Below are 15,968 nucleotides of genomic sequence, written 5' to 3' on the forward strand. Positions count from 1 at the left end.
ACGACGAACGGCACAGGGCCTCCCCCGCGGGATGCGGGGGAGGCCCTGTGCCGTTCGTCGTCTCCTGACGTCCGTTCGTCGTCTCCTGGTGCCGGTTCGCCGGTTCGCCGTCGCCCGTTGCCCAGAGGGCGGCCCGGGGCCCGGCGGTGGGTCAGGCGGTGGGTCAGGCGGTCGCCGGGTTCGGCGGGAAGGGGGACGGCGGGGCCGGGTGGTACCCGTACGGGGACTGCTCGGCCGGAGGGTGCGGGGCGGCCGGGTTGACCTCGGTCCGGTCCGGATCCGGATCCGGGCCCGGGGCGGCCGGGCGTGGGAGCGTCAGCTCCGGGGCCGTCGGGTTCGGGCCGCTCGGCGCGGTCGGGTTCGGGTTCGGGCTCGGATCCATCGCGGCCGGACCACCCGGGGCCGCCGACCGACCCGCCGGCCCGGCCTGCGCCGGGAGCGGATCGGGGCTCGGCGGCGCCGGCTCCAGCGCCGTGCGCCCGGCCGAGTCGCTCAGCTTGATCAGCAGCGCCACGATCAGCCAGTTCGCCAGCAGTGACGAGCCGCCCGCCGCCAGGAACGGCAGCGCCTTGCCGGTCAGCGGCACCAGCCCGCTCACCCCGCCGACCACCACGAACACCTGCAGCGCCAGCGCCGTCGACAGTCCCGTCGCCAGCAGCTTGCCGAACGGGTCGGTCAACCCGACCGCCGTCCGCAGCCCGCGCTGGACCAGCAGCAGGTACACCAGCAGCACCGCCGTCACCCCGGCCAGGCCCAGCTCCTCGCCGATCGTGGTGAAGACGAAGTCGCTGCGCCCGGCGAAGCCGATCAGCCACGGCCGCCCCGAGCCCAGGCCCGTCCCGGTCAGGTGCCCGGTGCCCAGGCTGAACAGCGCCTCGGCGGGCTGGTCGGAGATGATCGCCGGGTCGTGGTGCTCCTTGTAGATGTCGAGCGGGTGCAGCCAGGCCTCGACGCGCCCGTGCACGTGCGGCTCCACGGTGCCGACCACGGCCGCGCCGCCGACCGCCATCAGCAGGCCGAGCACCACCCAGCTGGTGCGCTCCGTCGCCGCGTACAGCATCACGACGAAGACGCCGAAGAAGATCAGCGAGGTGCCGAGGTCGCGCTCGAAGACCAGCACCAGCAGGCTGACCACCCAGATCGCCAGCACCGGGCCGACGTGCCGCCCGCGCGGCAGGGTCATCCCCCAGATCTTCCGGCCGGCCAGCGCGAGCGCGTCCCGGGAGGCCATCAGGTAGCCGGCGAAGAAGATCGTGATCGCGACCTTCACGAACTCGTCCGGCTCGAAGGAGAGCCCGAACAGGCGGATCCAGCGCTTGGCGCCGAAGTCCTCCGCCCGGCCCGGGAAGAACGCGGGCGCCGCCAGCAGGATCAGCGCCCCCGTCATCAGCAGGTACACGTACCGCTGGAAGAACCTGTGGTGCTTGATCAGCACGATCAGCGCGATCGCCACCGCGACCGAGATGAACACCCACATCAGCTGCGAGGGCGCGGCCGGGAGCTTCTGGTAGTCGCCCTTCCTCGCGTGCGCCGCCGCGTAGGAGATGTCCAGCCGGTCCAGCAGCATCAGCCCGAAGCCGGTCAGGAAGACGCCCAGCGGCAGGATCAGCGGATCCGCGTACGGGGCGAACCGCCGCACCGCCAGGTGCGCCGCCCCGGCCAGGCCGCCCAGCGCCAGGCCGTGGACCAGCAGCCCGGGCGGCATCTTGCCGGTCAGCGCCAGATCGGCGTCGACGTGCCCCGCCAGACAGACGGCCACCGCGAGCGCCAGCAGGCCCAGCTCGATGTTGCGGTGGCGCGCCGCCAGCCGGCGGCCCTCGCCGCGTGCAGTGCTTTGCACCCTTGTCGTCCCCTTGTCATCACCCGCGTGGCCGGTATCGCCGACGGTGCATCCTGCCAGACGAACACGCCCCTGCGCCGGTTGCGGTCCGGGGGCCGTCGAGGCCTGAACTTTGCCTGGGCAAAGCTTTTTCCGGGCTCGGTAAAGCTTTGTTCAGGTGCAGGTATAGAGGCGGGCCCCGGGCGCGGCGGGCCCCGGCCGGGAGGCCATCATGGCCGGGCGCCGCGGTCCGGTCCGCGGCGTCCGACGGACCGCCGGACGGCGCGGGCGGCGGCAGGGCGCGAACGAGGTGGGCGGACGGATGGACGGCGCGGTGCGAGTGCTCGCCTACAGCGGACCGCCGCCCTGGCAGTGGTCCGACCTGGCCACCTCGTGGACGGCCGAACCGCTCGTGCTCGCCCTCTCCGTGCTGCTCGGCGGCTGGTACCTGGCCGCGGTGCGCACCGTCCACCGGGCGGGCGGCGAGCGCTGGCAACCGTCCCGCACCGCCGCCTTCCTGGGCGGGCTGCTGCTGTGGATCTGGTGCACCTGCTCCGGCCTCGGCGTGTACGAGCGGATCCTGTTCACCGACCGGGCCGTCCAGGTCGTGCTGCTGCTGATGCTCGTCCCGCTGCTGCTCGCCCTCGGTGCGCCGGTCTCGCTGCTGGTCGCGGCCGCGCCGCCGGCCCGGCGCGAGCGCATCCTGCGGGCGCTGCGCAGCCGGCCGTCCAAGGTGCTGATGTTCCCGGCCGTCTCCACCGCGCTGCTGATGGCCCCGCCGTGGCTGCTCTACTTCACGCCCTGGTACGAGGAGTCGGTGTCCAGCGCGTTCGGGAACGTGCTGCTGCACCTGGCGCTGGTGCTGCTCGGCCTGGCGTACTTCTGGCCGCGGTTGCAGATCGACCCGGTCGGGCGCGAGTACCCGCACCTGGTCGGGCTGTTCATCACCTTCGCCGAGGTGATCTTCGACGCGGGGCTCGGGCTGGTGCTGATCTACGGCGGCCACCTGGTCGCCGAGCACTACTACGTGGCGCTCGGGCGGCCGTGGGGGCCGAGCCTGGCGCAGGACCAGACCTGGGGCGGCAACATGCTCTGGGTGCTGGGCGACCTGGTCGGGCTGCCGTTCCTGGCCGCGCTGGTGCGGCGGATGGTGGTGCAGGGGCGGGAGGAGATCAAGGCGGTGGACGCCGAACTCGACGCCCGTTTCGAGGAGGCCGCGGCGCGGGCGCAGGCGGCGGGGCTGCCGGCCGAGGAGGAGGCCGGGATGCGGCCCTGGTGGCTGGACGACCCGAACCTCAAGCACCGGTACGGCGGGTAGTCGGCTCCGGAGGGTAGCCGGCTCCGGCGGGTTCCTGAGCGAGGGCCCGCACTTCTGTAGGTCCAATGCTGGCCCCTTGTGGATCCCTTCACCGCGTTTCCGCAGGTCAAAAATCAGTTGGCCCCGCCACCCCGACCCGCTAGCGTTTCTCCCGTCCAGATCGGGGGCCTTCACGGCCGCCCGAGGAGTAGAGAGCAGGAGGTGAACCCCGTGGTCGTTGTCGCCCCGATAGCTGCCTTGGGCAGTACTCGCGTTCACCTCCTCTTCCCGGCCGCCGGCTGACCCTTTCCGCGCCAGCCGCAGCCCGCCGGGATCATCTCCTCCCGAAGGGCCCACCGCGTTGTTCAACGCTGCCTCCACTTCGTCGTCCCCCTCCACCTCTGGCTCCCTCTCTGACGAACTGCCGCTGTCCGGCTACGGCTGGACGCCCGAGCTCGCCGAACTCTTCACCCCGCTCGCCGAGGCCGGGCTGATTCCGGCCCGGATCGTCCGGGTCGACCGCGGCCAGTGCGACGCCGTGCTCGCCGATCCGGAGACGGGCGAGCCGCGCACCGTCCGGCTCGACACCCGCCCGGTCGGCGACGCCGACATGATCAACTGCCCGTGCACCGGCGACTGGGCCGCCGTGGACCTCCACGCCCAGCCGATGGCCGCCGTCACCGCACTGCTGCCCCGCTCGACCGCGATCATCCGCAAGGTGGCCGGCAAGCGCTCCGACGGCCAGGTGCTCGCCGCCAACGTCGACACCGTCCTGATCGCCGCCTCGCTCGCCGCCGATCCGGACCTCGGCCGGATAGAGCGCTTCCTCGCCCTGGCCTGGGAGTCCGGCGCCGACCCCCTGGTCGTCCTCACCAAGGCCGACCTGGTGGACGACGCCGAGTTCATCCGCGCCGACGTCGAGGCGGTCGCGCCCGGTGTCACCGTGCTCGTGGTCAGCGCCGGGACGGGCGAGGGCATGGACGTGCTGCGCGCCTGCGCGCCCGGCACCACGGCCGTGATCGGCCAGTCCGGCGTCGGCAAGTCCACGCTCACCAACGCGCTCGCCGGCGTCACGGCGATGGCCGTCCAGGAGGCCCGATCGGTCGACCAGAAGGGCCGCCACACCACGACCACCCGTGAACTGATCCCGCTGCCCGGCGGGGGTGTGCTCATCGACACCCCCGGGCTGCGCGAGGTCGGCCTCTACGGTGGCGAGGGCGTGGACCTGGCCTTCGCCGACATCGCCGGACTGGCCGAGGACTGCCGCTTCCATGACTGCGGCCACCACACCGAGCCCGGCTGCGCGGTGCAGGCGGCGCTCGCCGACGGCACCCTGCCGCAGCGCCGGATGGACAGCTACCTCAAGCTCCAGCGCGAGAACGAGTGGATCGCCTCCCGCTCGGACGCCCGACTGGCCTCGGCCCGGGCGAAGAAGTGGAAGTCGCTCTCCAAGTCGATGCGCGCCGCGGGAGGCCCCGTGAAGCGCTGACCAGGAAAGCCGACCAGGAAATCAGGAGGCCGCGGCCGGCCTCCGCCCGGGCCACCCGGCTCGGCGGAGGCCGGGCGGGCCGGCAGCCGGAAGTGCTTCAGGGCCACCGCGGTGGCGTCGTCCACGGTGAAACCCGGGTCACCGAGGGCGGCGAGCGGCCCTGGCCGGCGGCCAGACCGCGAGCAACGCGCGCGTGCGCCGAGCGCTGCGGCGCGGTCTTCCCCCGGTGTGGACCCGGGGCGGGCTCGCCGGTGCGGGTCTCCCGGTGTGGGGCCCAGCGCGGGTCTCCCGGCGGGCCCCTGTGCGGGCTGTGAGGGCCCCCGGCGTGGGCCCTCCGGGCCGGTGCTCGGGATGGGTGGGTGGAGGTGGGCGGAGGGTGGGGTGGGGGAGGGGGGAGGGGGGAGGCCCCCCAACGGCCATGTCCGATTTCCGCCAGTCACCCCCCGCCCCAGTGCCGCAGACTGGACAGCGTGATCGACGACGACATCCGGTACCGAGCCGTGGACAGCCGAGACGCCCGCTTCGACGGCGTCTTCTTCACGGCCGTCACGTCCACCGGCATCTACTGCCGACCGAGCTGCCCCGCCGTGACCCCCAAGCGCGTCAACTGCGTCTTCTACCCCAGCGCCGCGGCCGCCCAGGGGGCCGGCTTCCGCGCCTGCCGCCGCTGCCGCCCCGACTCCGTGCCGGGCTCCCCGGAGTGGAACCACCGCGCCGACCTGGTCGGTCGCGCGATGCGCCTGATCGGCGACGGCGTGGTGGACCGCGAGGGCGTCGCGGGCCTGGCCAGCCGCCTCGGCTACAGCTCCCGCCAGCTCCAGCGCCAGCTCATCGCCGAACTGGGCGCCGGACCGATCGCGCTGGCCCGCGCCCGCCGCGCCCAGACCGCCCGCCTGCTGCTGCAGACGACCGAACTCCCGGTCACCGACATCGCGTTCGCCGCCGGCTTCGCCTCGGTGCGGCAGTTCAACGACACCGTCCGCGAGGTCTACGACCGCACCCCCAGCGGTCTGCGCGCCGAGGTCGTGGCCGGCCGCCGCGTCGCGACCCCGGCCGGCGGCCTCACCCTGCGCCTGGCCTACCGCGGCGCGCTCGACAGCGACCACCTGATCGACTTCCTCGCCCTGCGCGCCGTCCCCGGCGTGGAGGAGGTCGTCCCCGGTCCGCGCCCCGGCGTCCGCACGTACCGGCGCACCCTGGCGCTCCCGTACGGGCACGGCATCGCCGAAGTCGACGGGCTGGCGCCGGGCGAACCGCGCACCCGCGGCTGGCTCGACTGCCGCCTGCTGCTCGGGGACCTGCGCGACCTCCCGACCGCCGTCCAGCGCCTGCGCGGCCTGTTCGACCTGGACGCCGACCCGGACGCGGTCGACGAGCAGCTCGGCGCCGACCCCGTGCTCGGCTCCCTGGTCCGTGAACGCCCCGGCCTGCGCTCGCCCGGCCACGTGGACCCGCACGAGCTGGCCGTCCGCGCCGTGCTCGGCCAGCAGATCACGGTCGGCGCCGCCCGTACGCTGGCCGGCCGGCTGACCGAGAAGTACGGCACCGCGCTGCCCGAGCCGAGCGGCGGCCTGCGGCTGCTGTTCCCGCCGGCGGCGGTGCTGGCCACCGCCGACCCGGAGGACTTCGCGATGCCCGCCGCCCGCCGCCGCGCGCTCACCGGCCTGTGCGCGGCCTTGGCCGAGGGGGCGGTGCGACTCGACGGCGGGGTGGACCGGGAGGAGTCCGCGGCCCGGTTGCTGGCCCTGCCCGGCATCGGTCCCTGGACCGTCGGCTACCTGAGGATGCGGGCCCTCGCCGACCCGGACGTCTTCCTCCCGGGCGATGTGGGCGTCAAGCACGGCCTCGTCCGGCTCGGCGCCCCCGGCGACCCGAAGAACGCCGCCCGCGCGGCCGAGGCGTGGGCCCCGTGGCGCTCCTACGCCGTGCACCGGCTGTGGGCCGGGCCCACGAGCGCCAGCACTGGAACGGAGAAGGCAGAGGCATGAGCACCACCGTCTACACCACCATGGAGAGCCCGTTCGGCCGGCTGCTGCTGTCCGGCGTCCTGCCCGAGGGCGGCGGCGCGGCGGCGCTGGCCACCGTCACCGCGCCCGGGCAGAAGTACGCGCTGGCCGAGCCCGCCGACGACTGGGTCCTCGACCCGGAGGCGCTCGCCGAGCCGGTCGCCCAGCTGACCGCCTACTTCGCGGGCGAGCGCACCTCCTTCGACCTCCCGCTCGCCCCGGCGGGCACCGAGTTCCGCCGGCGGATCTGGGCCGCCCTGGACGAGATCCCGTACGGCGAGACCGTCACCTACGGCCAACTCGCCGATCTGGCGGGGGAGTCGCCGCGCGCGGTGCGGGCGGTCGGCGGCGCGGTGGGCGCCAATCCGCTGCTCATCGTCCGCCCCTGCCACCGCGTCATGGGCGCCAACGGCTCGCTGACCGGCTTCGCGGCGGGCGTGGACTGCAAGCGCCGGCTGCTGGAGCTGGAGAGCGGCACGCTGTTCTGACACGTCCGCCCGGGCGGCGGCGCGGCTCAGCCCGCCGCCCGCAGGTCCACCCGCCAGTTGTGGCTGCGCATGAGCCGCCCGGGCGGGAACTCGAAGTCCGTCTCGCCGACGAGGCTGAACCCGGCCTTCGCACAGACCGCGTTGGAGGCCGGGTTGTCCACCGAGGGGAAGGCGTGCAGGTGGCGGTGGGCGGCCTCGCGGCGGGCGGCCGCGACGGCGGCGCGGGTGGCGGCGACGGCGATGCCCCGTCCCTGGTGGCCGGGCAGGACGTTCCACCCCATCTCGTGGACGGTCTCGCCCTCCCAGGTGCGGGTGCCGTAGCCGACGGTTCCGACGGCCTCGCCCTCGGGGAGCAGCACGATCCGGTACATGCAGCCCAGGCCGGACGGGACGAAGTCCAGGTAGCGCCGGTGCCGGACGAGGAGTTGCTCCTCGGTCTCGGGGCCGCCGACGTGCTTCTTCATCTCCGGGGTGTTGACCCGGCGCAGCAGTGCGAGGTCGGCGTCCGTCCAGGGCTCGATCTGTACCTGTGCTGTGCTCATGCCGGGGACGGTAGTGGTCCGTACGGGTAGGTGACCAGCGGTTTTGCAGGCATCCGGGGGTGCTGGCCGGGGTTCGGCCCCGGCTCGGCCCCGGATCGGCCCCGGTTTGGGCCCGGCCGGGGTTCAGGCCTGGTCGGGGCCCTGGCCGGTCTCGGCGAGGGCGCGGGCGAGCTGTTCGAGGGCGGGCAGGGCGTGGACGACGGCGTCGCGGTCGGTGGGATCGAGGGTGTCGAGGGCGGTGGCGATGCGGCGCTCGTGGGCGCGCTGCCAGTCGTCGAGCTGGCGCCGGCCGGCCGGGGTGAGGGCGATGCGGGCGGTGCGACGGTCGCCGGGGTCGGCCTGGCGGTCGACGAATCCGGCGTCGAGGAGCTTGCCGATCAGCCCGCTGACGGTGTTGGGGGCGAGCCGCTGCCGGGCGGCGAGTTCGCCGACCCGCAGGGGGGCGGCGGCGAGGGTCTGGAGGAGTTCGACCTGCGCCATGGGCAGGGACTCCCACGGGTAGTCGGTGCGGATGCTGCTGCGCAGGGCGCGGCGCAGGCGGGTGACGGTGTCGGTGAGCCGCCGGGCGTGGTCGACCGCCGTTTCGGGGGTTTCGGTGGCGGGGTCGGGGACGTGTGGTGACGACGGCATGGCGGACAGCGTATCGCCTGGTACGGGCCGGTCCGGCGGGTTGTCCACCGTCGAGCGGGGGCCTCCCGGAACTCTGCGGGGCCTCGTGGAGCTCGGTGGAACTCTGCGGGCTCCCGTCGGAAAGCGAGCAGCTCGTAGAAAGAACATATCTGCGTCCGATATATTTGTGCCATGAACGCCACCGCCCTTGCCGCGCGGCTGCTCACCGAGCGGCCCCGGCCCCGCGGCATAGCCGGCTGGCGTCACGCCCACTGGCTGGCCGTCGGCACCGTCTGCCTCGGGGCCTTCCTCGGCCAGCTCACCGCCAGCGTCACCGCCCTCGTCTTCCCGGCCCTCGGCCGGCACTTCAACGCCGGCTTCGCGGCCGTCGAATGGGTCGCCCTCGCCTACCTCCTGGTGCTGGTCGCCCTGCTCGCCCCGGTCGGCTGGCTCTCCGACCTCATCGGCCGCAAGACCATGTACCTCGGCGGCTTCGCCGTCTTCGCCCTGGCCTCGCTCGGCGCCGGATACGCCGGAAGCCTCGGCGTGCTGGTCGCCTGCCGGGCCGTCCAGGCCGTCGGCGGCGCGATGATGCAGGCCAACAGCGTCGCCCTGGTGGCGCGCGGCGTCCCGGAGCACGCGATGCGGCGCGCGCTCGGCATCCAGGCAGCGGCCCAGGGGCTCGGTCTGGCGCTGGGCCCCAGCCTCGGCGGGCTGCTGGTGGAGCACGCCTCCTGGCGGTGGGTGTTCTGGATCAACGTGCCGATCGGGGTGCTGGGCATCCTGGCCGGATGGTTCCTGCTGCCCCGTACCCGCACGGGGCCCCCGCCCGCCGCCGGTGCCGGGAAGCAGCTCATCGCCGGTACCGGGGGCCCGCTCACCGCCGATCCCGGGACCCCGCCCGCAGGGGCCGCCGCGAGCCTGCCCGCTCCCCGCGCCGGGGGCGCCCCCCGCGCGAGTGCCGCCGCGAGCCCTCCCGCCACTGTGCCCGCCACCGCGTCCGGAGCCCGCTTCGACCTGCCCGGCCTGCTGCTGCTCACCGGCTCCACCACCGCGCTGCTGCTCGCCCTGTCCACCGCCTCCGGACTGCCGCTGCCCGGCTGGGCCGCCGCCGCCCTGCTGCTCGCCGCCGCCGTCCTCGCGCTCGCGCTGGTCCGTCAGGAACGGCGGGCCGCCCGGCCGATCCTGGCGCCCGGCCTGGTCAACACCCCCGGGGTGCGGTCCGGGCTGGTGGTTTCGCTGATCGGCTACCTGCTGCTGTTCTGCCCGCTCGTGCTCGGCCCGGTGCTGCTCACCGGCGCGGGCGTGCCGGTGGCCCGGGCCGGCCTGGTGATCACCCTGCTGCCCGCCGCGTTCGCGCTCGCCGCGACCGTCGGCGGCGCGCTGCTGCCGCGCGGCTGGTCGGACGTCGCCCGCTGCCGCGCGGGCGCGGTGCTCGCGGGCGCGGGGCTGCTGCTGTTCGCCCTGCTGCCGGTCTCCGGGGCGGCCGTGGCGGTGCCGCTGCTGCTCGCCGGCTACGGGCTGGGACTGCTGCTGCCCGCCAACAACGCGCTGGTGATGCGGGCGATCCCGGCGCAGTGCTCGGCGGTCGGCGGCGGCATGGTGAACATGGCCCGCAGCCTCGGGACGGCGCTCGGCACCGCGCTGCCCGTCCTCGGAGTCCATCTGGCGGGCCCGGCGTCCGGCGGCCGGACGGTGCTGCTCGCTCTCGCGGCGGTCGCGGTGGCGGCCGTGGCCCTGACCCGGCCGGTCCGCCAGGCCTGAAGCCGGGGCCCCTTCCCCTAAGCCTCCGAGCGGACGTTCAGCGCGTCCTGGGCCCGGTTGAGGCCGCGTCGCACCAGCGTGTCCAGCGCGTCCGCACACCGGTCCAACACCCCTGGCAGGGCGGCCTGTTCGCGGTCCGAGAACTTCTTCAGCACGAAGTCGCCGACGCTCTGCCCCTTCGGCGGGCGCCCGATGCCGAAGCGCAGCCGCACGAAGTCGGGGGTGCCGAGCACCTCGCCCACCGAGCGCACGCCGTTGTGGCCGCCGGGGCCGCCGCCGCGCTTGAGCCGTCCGGTGCCGAACGCGAAGTCCAGGTCGTCCTGCACGACCACCAGGTGCTCGACCGGGACGCCGTAACGCCGCAGCAGGCCGGACACCGGCCGGCCGGACAGGTTGACGAACCACTGCGGCTTGGCCAGCACCACCCGGTGGCCGTCGACCTCGATCTCCGCCACCAGGGCGCCGATCCCGCGCCGCCGGAACCGCGCGCCGTACCGTTCGGCCAGCCGCTCCACGGTCAGGAAGCCGGCGTTGTGCCGGGTCAGCCGGAACCACGGGCCGGGGTTGCCCAGTCCGGCGATCAGCCAGGGTGCGGCGGGGGTCATCGGGAACTCCAGGGGCTTGTCGCGGACGCGGGACGGCCGGGGCACGGTACGCACGGTACGGGACCGTCGACCGCGCCCCGGCCGTCCGAGGACACGCGCAGTGGGGTGGGTCAGGACTCGGGCACGCCGGGGGCGGCGCCGCGCTCCGTGAGCATGTCGGTCATCAGCTGCACCTCCGAGGTCTGTGCGACCACCATCGACTGGGCGAGCCGCTTCTCGGCGTCGTTCTTCGCCAGGTCCACATAGCCCTGGGCCATTTCGACGCCGCCCTTGTGGTGCTGGATCATCAGCTGCAGGTAGTACACCTCGGCGTCCCGCCCGCTGAGCGAACGCAGCTTCGCCAGTTGGGTGTTGGTGGCCATGCCGGGCATCAGCGAACCGTCGTGGGCCTGGTAGTCGTGGCCCATCTTCATCCACGCCATCGGCTTGGCCGCCGAGTGCTGCGGCAGCCCCCACTGGTCGATCCAGCCCATCATCATCCCGCGCTGGTTGGCCTGGGTGTTGATGATGTCGAAGGCGAGGGTGCGGGTCGCGTCGTCGCCGGTGCGGTCCCGGACGATGAACGACAGGTCCACCGCCTGCTGGTGGTGGGTCGCCATGTCGCGGGCGAACCCGGCCTCGGGCGAGTCGTCCGCCGGGACGGCCACCGAGGCCGACCCGGACGCCGACGTCCCGCTCGCCACCAGGGCGGGCACCCCGAGGGCCAACGCGAGGGCGGCGGCCAGCGCGGCCGGCCACCACAGCCGCCGACGGGCCGGGCGCGGCGCCCCGGCCTCGTCCGCGAACTCCTCGGCGGCGTGCTCGGAGCCGTCCTCGGGCTGCGCCGCGTCGGCGGTCACATCTGCCCCATGGTGCAGGAGGCGCCCGGCTCCTGGGTCTGCTTGCCCTGGACGTACTTGGTGAAGAACTGGTTCACCCGCGGGTCGCTGGCGCTCTCCACGATCAGCTGGGTGCTCCAGGCGTTCAGGGTGATGGTGCCCTTCTCGTCCGGGTACGGGCTCATCAGCGAGTACGGGGTGGTCTTGACCTTGTCGGACAGGGTCTTGATGTCGTCCGGCGTCGCCTTGCCGTTGTACGTCACCCAGACCGCGCCGTGCTCCAGCGAGTGGACGGCGCGCTCGTTCTCGACCGGCTGGTCGTAGACGTGGCCCATGCAGTCCAGCCAGATCGCGTTGTGGTCGCCGCCGACCGGCGGGGTCATCGGGTAGCTGACCTTGTCCTTGACGTGGGTGCGGCTCAGCTCGCCGAAGGTCTGCACGCCCGGGATGTCCGCGTTGGCGGCGGCCTGCTCCTTCTTCTTGCTCTGGTTGGCGTCCATGACGATCCAGGTGCCGGTGGCGATCGCGCCGATCACCAGCACACCGGCCGCGACCGAGGCGATGACCTTGTTGCGGCGGTCGCGGCGCTGCTCGCCGGCGCGCAGCTCGGCTATCCGGGCGCGGCGGTCGGTCGGGCCGGGCTTGCCGGACTGCTTGCTGGACTGCTTCGAGGCGGAACCCATGGTGGTTGTCCTTGTCCCCGCCGCGCACTGCTGGAGGCGCGGCGGTCAGCTGAAAGAAGGGGAGGGGCGGATCCGCCGGCGGATGCCGGGCGGTGGGTTCCGCTCAGGACCGGTGTACTTGCAGCTCGTGTAGATCGGGTGCCGGATGCGGACCGTCCAGCAGCCCGGCGGGCACCACCCTGGGCAGCGCCTCGGCTGCCGGAGCGAGCGGTGACGCGGCCGGCTGCGGATGCGGCGGCGGGTTCGGCAGCTGGGCGTCCTGCGCGCAGTACGGGTGGCTGGAGCAGCCGTTGTCACGGCGCGGCTGCCCGCCGTCGGCGGTGCACCACGTCCAGTGCCGCTGCTCCCCGGCGCGCTGGCGCTGGTCGGAGGCCTTGGCGGCGGGGCCGGCGTGCGGGACGTGACTGGCGACCGTCGTGACGGTGACGGCGGTGACGGCGGCGGTGACGGTGGTCGGCGTCGGAGCGGCGTGCGCGCCGACCGCCTTCGACTGACCGGCGCACGGCAGCGTCGTGAGCAGCGCGACCAGCAGCAGGACCCACAGCACACCCACCGGGCGGCCCGCCGGTGCGGCCCTCCCCGGTCGAGGTGAGCTGGGGGCCGACGCGGTCATGCGCACATTTAATCAGCCGAACGAGTGAAGCGATGCCCCTCCTCCACCCCCATTTTCGGCCGCTCCCGGACCCGAACACCCCGGAAACGCCCTGCTCCGGGCACATCCGGCAAGCACGGACGGAACGGGACCGAACGCGGGGGTGAACCCGGGGGTGGACGCGGGGCCGGATTCCCCGGTGAAACCCGAGGTGGGCGCGGTGGCCGGGAACGGCCCGGCGCTGACCGGTTGTCGCCGAAACCCGGACAGCGTCGTTGCACTTGGAGACAATGACGTCGAGTCCGGCCCCGCCGGGGGCGGCGCGACCACGGACCGACCAGGAGCCGCCAGATGAGCAAGCAGGGTGCCCCCGCACAGTCGCACCGGCCGGACGACGGCTGGTGGGACACGGTCTACGACGGCCCGGCGGGCACCCTCCCCGACACCCCGCACGCGGACCCCGGCGACGGCAGCGTCGACGACTGGTTCGACACGGCGGTCGGCCTCATCGGCCAGCAGCGCACGGCCGAACCGGAGTCGGTGCTGGACGCGGGGCCGGTGCTGGGCGTGGAGCCGGTGCTGGGCGTGGAGCCGGCGTCGGAGTCGGCAGCGGTGCCGGAGCCGGAGCCGGAGTCGGCAGTGGTGCCGGCAGCGGCCGAGGTGCTGGAACGGGACAGCATCGACGACTGGTTCGACACCGCGATCGGCGTCATCGGACCCCAGCGGGCGGACGAGGAGCGGGTCTTCGCCCCTGACGTCCAGGAAACCGAAGCCGACACCGTCCCCACACCGGTCTCCCTGGACAAGCCCGCCCCCGAGCCCGCGCCGCAACCGGAACCTGAACCGGAACCCGAGGCCGAACCGGAGGCAGCCGCTGAGGAACCCGAGCCCGAGCCCGAGCCCGAGCCCGAAGCCGAGGCCACCGAGGAACCCGACGCCACCGCCACCGCCACCGTCCCCGACCCGCGCCCGGCCGTCCGCTCGCCGCTCTCCGACGGCGCCCCCACCGTGCCGCACATCGGCGAGCGCCCGCCGACCTACGGGCCGGAGCCGACCGCCGTCCCGGAGGCGGACCCGGGCGTGCTCGGGGCACTCGTGCCGGACACCGTCCTGGAGGGCGCCCAGTACGGCCCGTCCGTTCTGCGCGCCGTCTCCGTCCGCGGCGACTCCGCCCGCTACCGGGGCGAGTCGCGGCGGGACGCGCTGCTGATCACCAGGTTCGGGGACGGCCCGGACGGGCTGCTGCTCGCCGTGCTCGCCGGCATCGACCGGACCGGCACCGCCGCGGACGAGGCGCTCGCCCCGGGGGCCGTCGCCACCAGCACCCGCGAGGCCTGCCGCCATCTGGCCGCCGCGGTCGGCCGCAGCCGCGAGGGCCTGGCCGCCGACCTGCGCGACGGCGCCCGGGACCGGCTGCGCTACGGCCTCCAGCGGCTCGCCACCGGCGCCGTCGCCCCGCTGCGCGCGCTCGTGCCCGGGAACGAGGAGGACGGCACGCCGTCCCCGGCCTCGCTGCACTGCCTGCTGCTGTCGCTCGACCCGGCGGTCGGCCACCGGGCGGCCTTCGGGGTCGGCCCGGGCGGGCTCTACCTGCTGCGCTCCGGCCACTGGATCGACGCCTACGCGGCCCGCCTGCTGCACCACCCGGACGGCCGGCAGCCGCCGGAGGAGCCGAGGCCGTTCCGCTTCCGGCTGGTCCCCGCCACCCCGGGCGACGTGCTGCTGCTCTGCACCCCCGGCCTGGCCAGCCCGATCGCCGACGAGCCGGCCGTCGCCCACTTCCTGTCCACCCACTGGGCCCACCCGCACCCGCCCGGCACCGTCGACTTCCTCCGCCAGGTCCAGGTCCGAGCCAAGGGCTACGCCGACGACCGCACGGCCGCCGCCGTCTGGACCGAATGACGACCGCATGACGACCGCGGGACGGCTGGACGCCGCCGGCCCGCCGGTGCCGCGCCCGACACCCGGTCAGCGCACCCGGTCAGCGCACCCGTTCGGCGCACCCGGGGGGGAAGGCGGCGCGCGGCGCGGAGCCGCGGACGGTGACTGCGGCCCGGAGGGCGGGCAGTACGCAGACGACCTGCACCGCGGCGTACCAGGGCGGGCAGACGCCCGGGATCGGTTGACGCCGATGAGGGCGATCGGCAGGACGACGGTGAGGGCGGCATGACCGACGACGACGACACCGACCGCCGCGTCCGCGCCGTCCTCACCTACCTGAGCAAGCCCTAGCCTGATCCGGGCCCCTCCCGCGGCGAAATATGTAGACCGACCGACAGATTTCCCGGCCGCGCGAGAAGTCGGCGGGCCCGACTTCTCGCGTGCTGCTCGCGCTTGCGGGTAGTGAATATGTAGACCGACCGACATATTTTTCCCTGGTCACGACCGCGCCGACCGCGCCGACGGGAGTGGATCGCGCAGGAAGTCGACCGGGCCGACTTCCTGTGCACCGCGCGCACTCACGCGCCCCACACGCCACGCGCCACGCGCCCCACACGCCACGCGCCGCGCATCACGCGCGCGCATCGCGCCGTCGCGCCACCGAGGGAAATCTATAGACCGGTCGGTATATTTTCTCCCTCGCCGCCGCAGCCCCTGGTCAGGTGCGCAGGAGGATCGCGGTGACGGCGGTGGCCTGGGTGAGGGCGGCGGGGCGGTGGGTGCCGGGGAGGCCGATGGCGAGGGGGACGGCCAGGCCGTCGAGGAGGGCGCGGATCTGGGTGGCCCGGTCGGCGGAGGGCCCGGGGGTGAAGTGGCCGGTGGCGGTGCCCTCCTCGATGAGGGCGACCAGGTCGGCCTGCCAGGGCGCCTCGATCTCTTGTTGCCCCTGGCGGATCTCGGCACTGGCGGGGGAGCGCCCCCACACCTCGACCCACAGGATCCAGCGCGGATCGCCCGCCCCGTCGGGCAGGTAGAGGCGCAGGTAGGCGTCGAGCCGCTGCCAGGGGTCGCGCGAGCGGTCGGCGAGGGCGTCGCGGCGCCGGGCCCCGAGCTGGTCCTCGCTCCAGCGGAGGGTTTCCAGCAGCAGCTGGTCCTTGCTGCCGAAGTAGTAGAGCAGGTGTCCGGCGCTCATCTGGAGCTGTTTGCCGAGCCCGGCCATGGTGAGTTTGGCGAGCCCGTGTTCGGCGATCGCGGCCCGGGCGGTGGCGAAGACCTCCTCGCGGGGGCGGGGGGGGGGGGGGGGGGGGGGGGGGGGGGGGGGGGGGGGGGGGGGGGGGGGGGGGGGGGGGGGGGGGGGGGGGGGGGGGGGGGGGGG

At 74.6% G+C, this 15,968-nt stretch carries 14 protein-coding genes; 6 read left to right on the forward strand and 8 right to left on the reverse strand.

All coding sequences use genetic code 11. The features are described from left to right. Positions 1 to 163: 163 nt before the first annotated feature. Complete coding sequence (locus tag AC07BF_RS26360) at positions 164 to 1,840, reverse strand: FtsW/RodA/SpoVE family cell cycle protein (RefSeq protein WP_363630247.1); 1,677 nt, start codon at positions 1,838 to 1,840, stop codon at positions 164 to 166. A 211-nt stretch (positions 1,841 to 2,051) separates the two neighbouring features. On the opposite strand from AC07BF_RS26360, the gene AC07BF_RS26365 reads away from it, so the two are divergent. From AC07BF_RS26365 to AC07BF_RS26380, 4 genes are all read left to right on the forward strand, one after another. Then, the gene (locus AC07BF_RS26365) at positions 2,052 to 3,137 is read left to right on the forward strand and encodes a cytochrome c oxidase assembly protein (RefSeq protein ID WP_400810783.1); all 1,086 of its coding nucleotides are present in this window, start codon (positions 2,052 to 2,054) and stop codon (positions 3,135 to 3,137) included. A gap of 340 nt (positions 3,138 to 3,477) precedes the next feature. After that, the gene (gene rsgA / locus AC07BF_RS26370; RefSeq protein ID WP_363584105.1) at positions 3,478 to 4,605 is read left to right on the forward strand and encodes a ribosome small subunit-dependent GTPase A; all 1,128 of its coding nucleotides are present in this window, start codon (positions 3,478 to 3,480) and stop codon (positions 4,603 to 4,605) included. Between the two features lie 470 nt (positions 4,606 to 5,075). Further along, the gene (locus AC07BF_RS26375) at positions 5,076 to 6,593 is read left to right on the forward strand and encodes a DNA-3-methyladenine glycosylase 2 family protein (protein ID WP_478333999.1); all 1,518 of its coding nucleotides are present in this window, start codon (positions 5,076 to 5,078) and stop codon (positions 6,591 to 6,593) included. Further along, positions 6,590 to 7,099, forward strand: a complete 510-nt coding sequence (locus AC07BF_RS26380) for a methylated-DNA--[protein]-cysteine S-methyltransferase (protein ID WP_363584101.1) — start codon at positions 6,590 to 6,592, stop codon at positions 7,097 to 7,099. The genes AC07BF_RS26375 and AC07BF_RS26380 overlap by 4 nt, the downstream gene beginning before the upstream one ends. Before the next feature lie 26 nt (positions 7,100 to 7,125). Here AC07BF_RS26380 and AC07BF_RS26385 read toward each other — a convergent pair whose 3' ends face one another. Then, complete coding sequence (locus AC07BF_RS26385; RefSeq protein WP_363584099.1) at positions 7,126 to 7,641, reverse strand: GNAT family N-acetyltransferase; 516 nt, start codon at positions 7,639 to 7,641, stop codon at positions 7,126 to 7,128. Positions 7,642 to 7,764: 123 nt separating this feature from the next. After that, on the reverse strand, positions 7,765 to 8,271 hold the full coding sequence (locus AC07BF_RS26390) for a MarR family winged helix-turn-helix transcriptional regulator (protein ID WP_363584097.1): 507 nt from the start codon (positions 8,269 to 8,271) through the stop codon (positions 7,765 to 7,767). Between the two features lie 171 nt (positions 8,272 to 8,442). On the opposite strand from AC07BF_RS26390, the gene AC07BF_RS26395 reads away from it, so the two are divergent. Further along, positions 8,443 to 10,014 carry an MFS transporter gene (locus tag AC07BF_RS26395; protein WP_400844280.1) on the forward strand — a complete coding sequence of 524 codons (1,572 nt, stop codon included), beginning with the start codon at positions 8,443 to 8,445 and terminating at the stop codon, positions 10,012 to 10,014. Between the two features lie 17 nt (positions 10,015 to 10,031). On the opposite strand, the gene pth is transcribed toward AC07BF_RS26395, so the two are convergent. The 4 genes from pth to AC07BF_RS26415 all read right to left on the reverse strand — a co-directional run bounded on the left by pth (position 10,032) and on the right by AC07BF_RS26415 (position 12,733). Beyond that, on the reverse strand, positions 10,032 to 10,619 hold the full coding sequence (pth, locus tag AC07BF_RS26400; RefSeq protein ID WP_363630300.1) for an aminoacyl-tRNA hydrolase: 588 nt from the start codon (positions 10,617 to 10,619) through the stop codon (positions 10,032 to 10,034). A 110-nt stretch (positions 10,620 to 10,729) separates the two neighbouring features. Beyond that, positions 10,730 to 11,362, reverse strand: coding sequence for a DUF305 domain-containing protein (locus AC07BF_RS26405; RefSeq protein WP_400334491.1), 633 nt, complete (start codon positions 11,360 to 11,362; stop codon positions 10,730 to 10,732). Positions 11,363 to 11,454: 92 nt separating this feature from the next. Further along, the gene (locus AC07BF_RS26410) at positions 11,455 to 12,120 is read right to left on the reverse strand and encodes a DUF3105 domain-containing protein (protein WP_363584094.1); all 666 of its coding nucleotides are present in this window, start codon (positions 12,118 to 12,120) and stop codon (positions 11,455 to 11,457) included. Positions 12,121 to 12,223: 103 nt separating this feature from the next. After that, positions 12,224 to 12,733 carry a hypothetical protein gene (locus tag AC07BF_RS26415; protein ID WP_363630241.1) on the reverse strand — a complete coding sequence of 170 codons (510 nt, stop codon included), beginning with the start codon at positions 12,731 to 12,733 and terminating at the stop codon, positions 12,224 to 12,226. Positions 12,734 to 13,063: 330 nt separating this feature from the next. Between AC07BF_RS26415 and AC07BF_RS26420 the strand changes: the two genes are divergently transcribed. Further along, on the forward strand, positions 13,064 to 14,614 hold the full coding sequence (locus AC07BF_RS26420) for a PP2C family serine/threonine-protein phosphatase (protein ID WP_478334000.1): 1,551 nt from the start codon (positions 13,064 to 13,066) through the stop codon (positions 14,612 to 14,614). A 697-nt stretch (positions 14,615 to 15,311) separates the two neighbouring features. Here AC07BF_RS26420 and AC07BF_RS26425 read toward each other — a convergent pair. Continuing rightward, the coding region (locus AC07BF_RS26425; RefSeq protein ID WP_478334001.1) for a TetR/AcrR family transcriptional regulator at positions 15,312 to 15,968 on the reverse strand (657 nt) is incomplete at its 5' end.

The organism is Kitasatospora sp. NPDC043950, from assembly GCF_056435345.1.

Bases quoted from the DNA above. Each gene is read 5' to 3' on its own strand.
- AC07BF_RS26365 (WP_400810783.1), top strand. From the start codon at position 2,052: ATGGCCGGGCGCCGCGGTCCGGTCCGCGGCGTCCGACGGACCGCCGGA.
- AC07BF_RS26380 (WP_363584101.1), top strand. From the start codon at position 6,590: ATGAGCACCACCGTCTACACCACCATGGAGAGCCCGTTCGGCCGGCTG.
- AC07BF_RS26385 (WP_363584099.1), bottom strand. From the start codon at position 7,641: ATGAGCACAGCACAGGTACAGATCGAGCCCTGGACGGACGCCGACCTC.
- AC07BF_RS26390 (WP_363584097.1), bottom strand. From the start codon at position 8,271: ATGCCGTCGTCACCACACGTCCCCGACCCCGCCACCGAAACCCCCGAA.
- AC07BF_RS26395 (WP_400844280.1), top strand. From the start codon at position 8,443: ATGAACGCCACCGCCCTTGCCGCGCGGCTGCTCACCGAGCGGCCCCGG.
- pth (WP_363630300.1), bottom strand. From the start codon at position 10,619: ATGACCCCCGCCGCACCCTGGCTGATCGCCGGACTGGGCAACCCCGGC.
- AC07BF_RS26410 (WP_363584094.1), bottom strand. From the start codon at position 12,120: ATGGGTTCCGCCTCGAAGCAGTCCAGCAAGCAGTCCGGCAAGCCCGGC.
- AC07BF_RS26415 (WP_363630241.1), bottom strand. From the start codon at position 12,733: ATGACCGCGTCGGCCCCCAGCTCACCTCGACCGGGGAGGGCCGCACCG.
- AC07BF_RS26420 (WP_478334000.1), top strand. From the start codon at position 13,064: ATGAGCAAGCAGGGTGCCCCCGCACAGTCGCACCGGCCGGACGACGGC.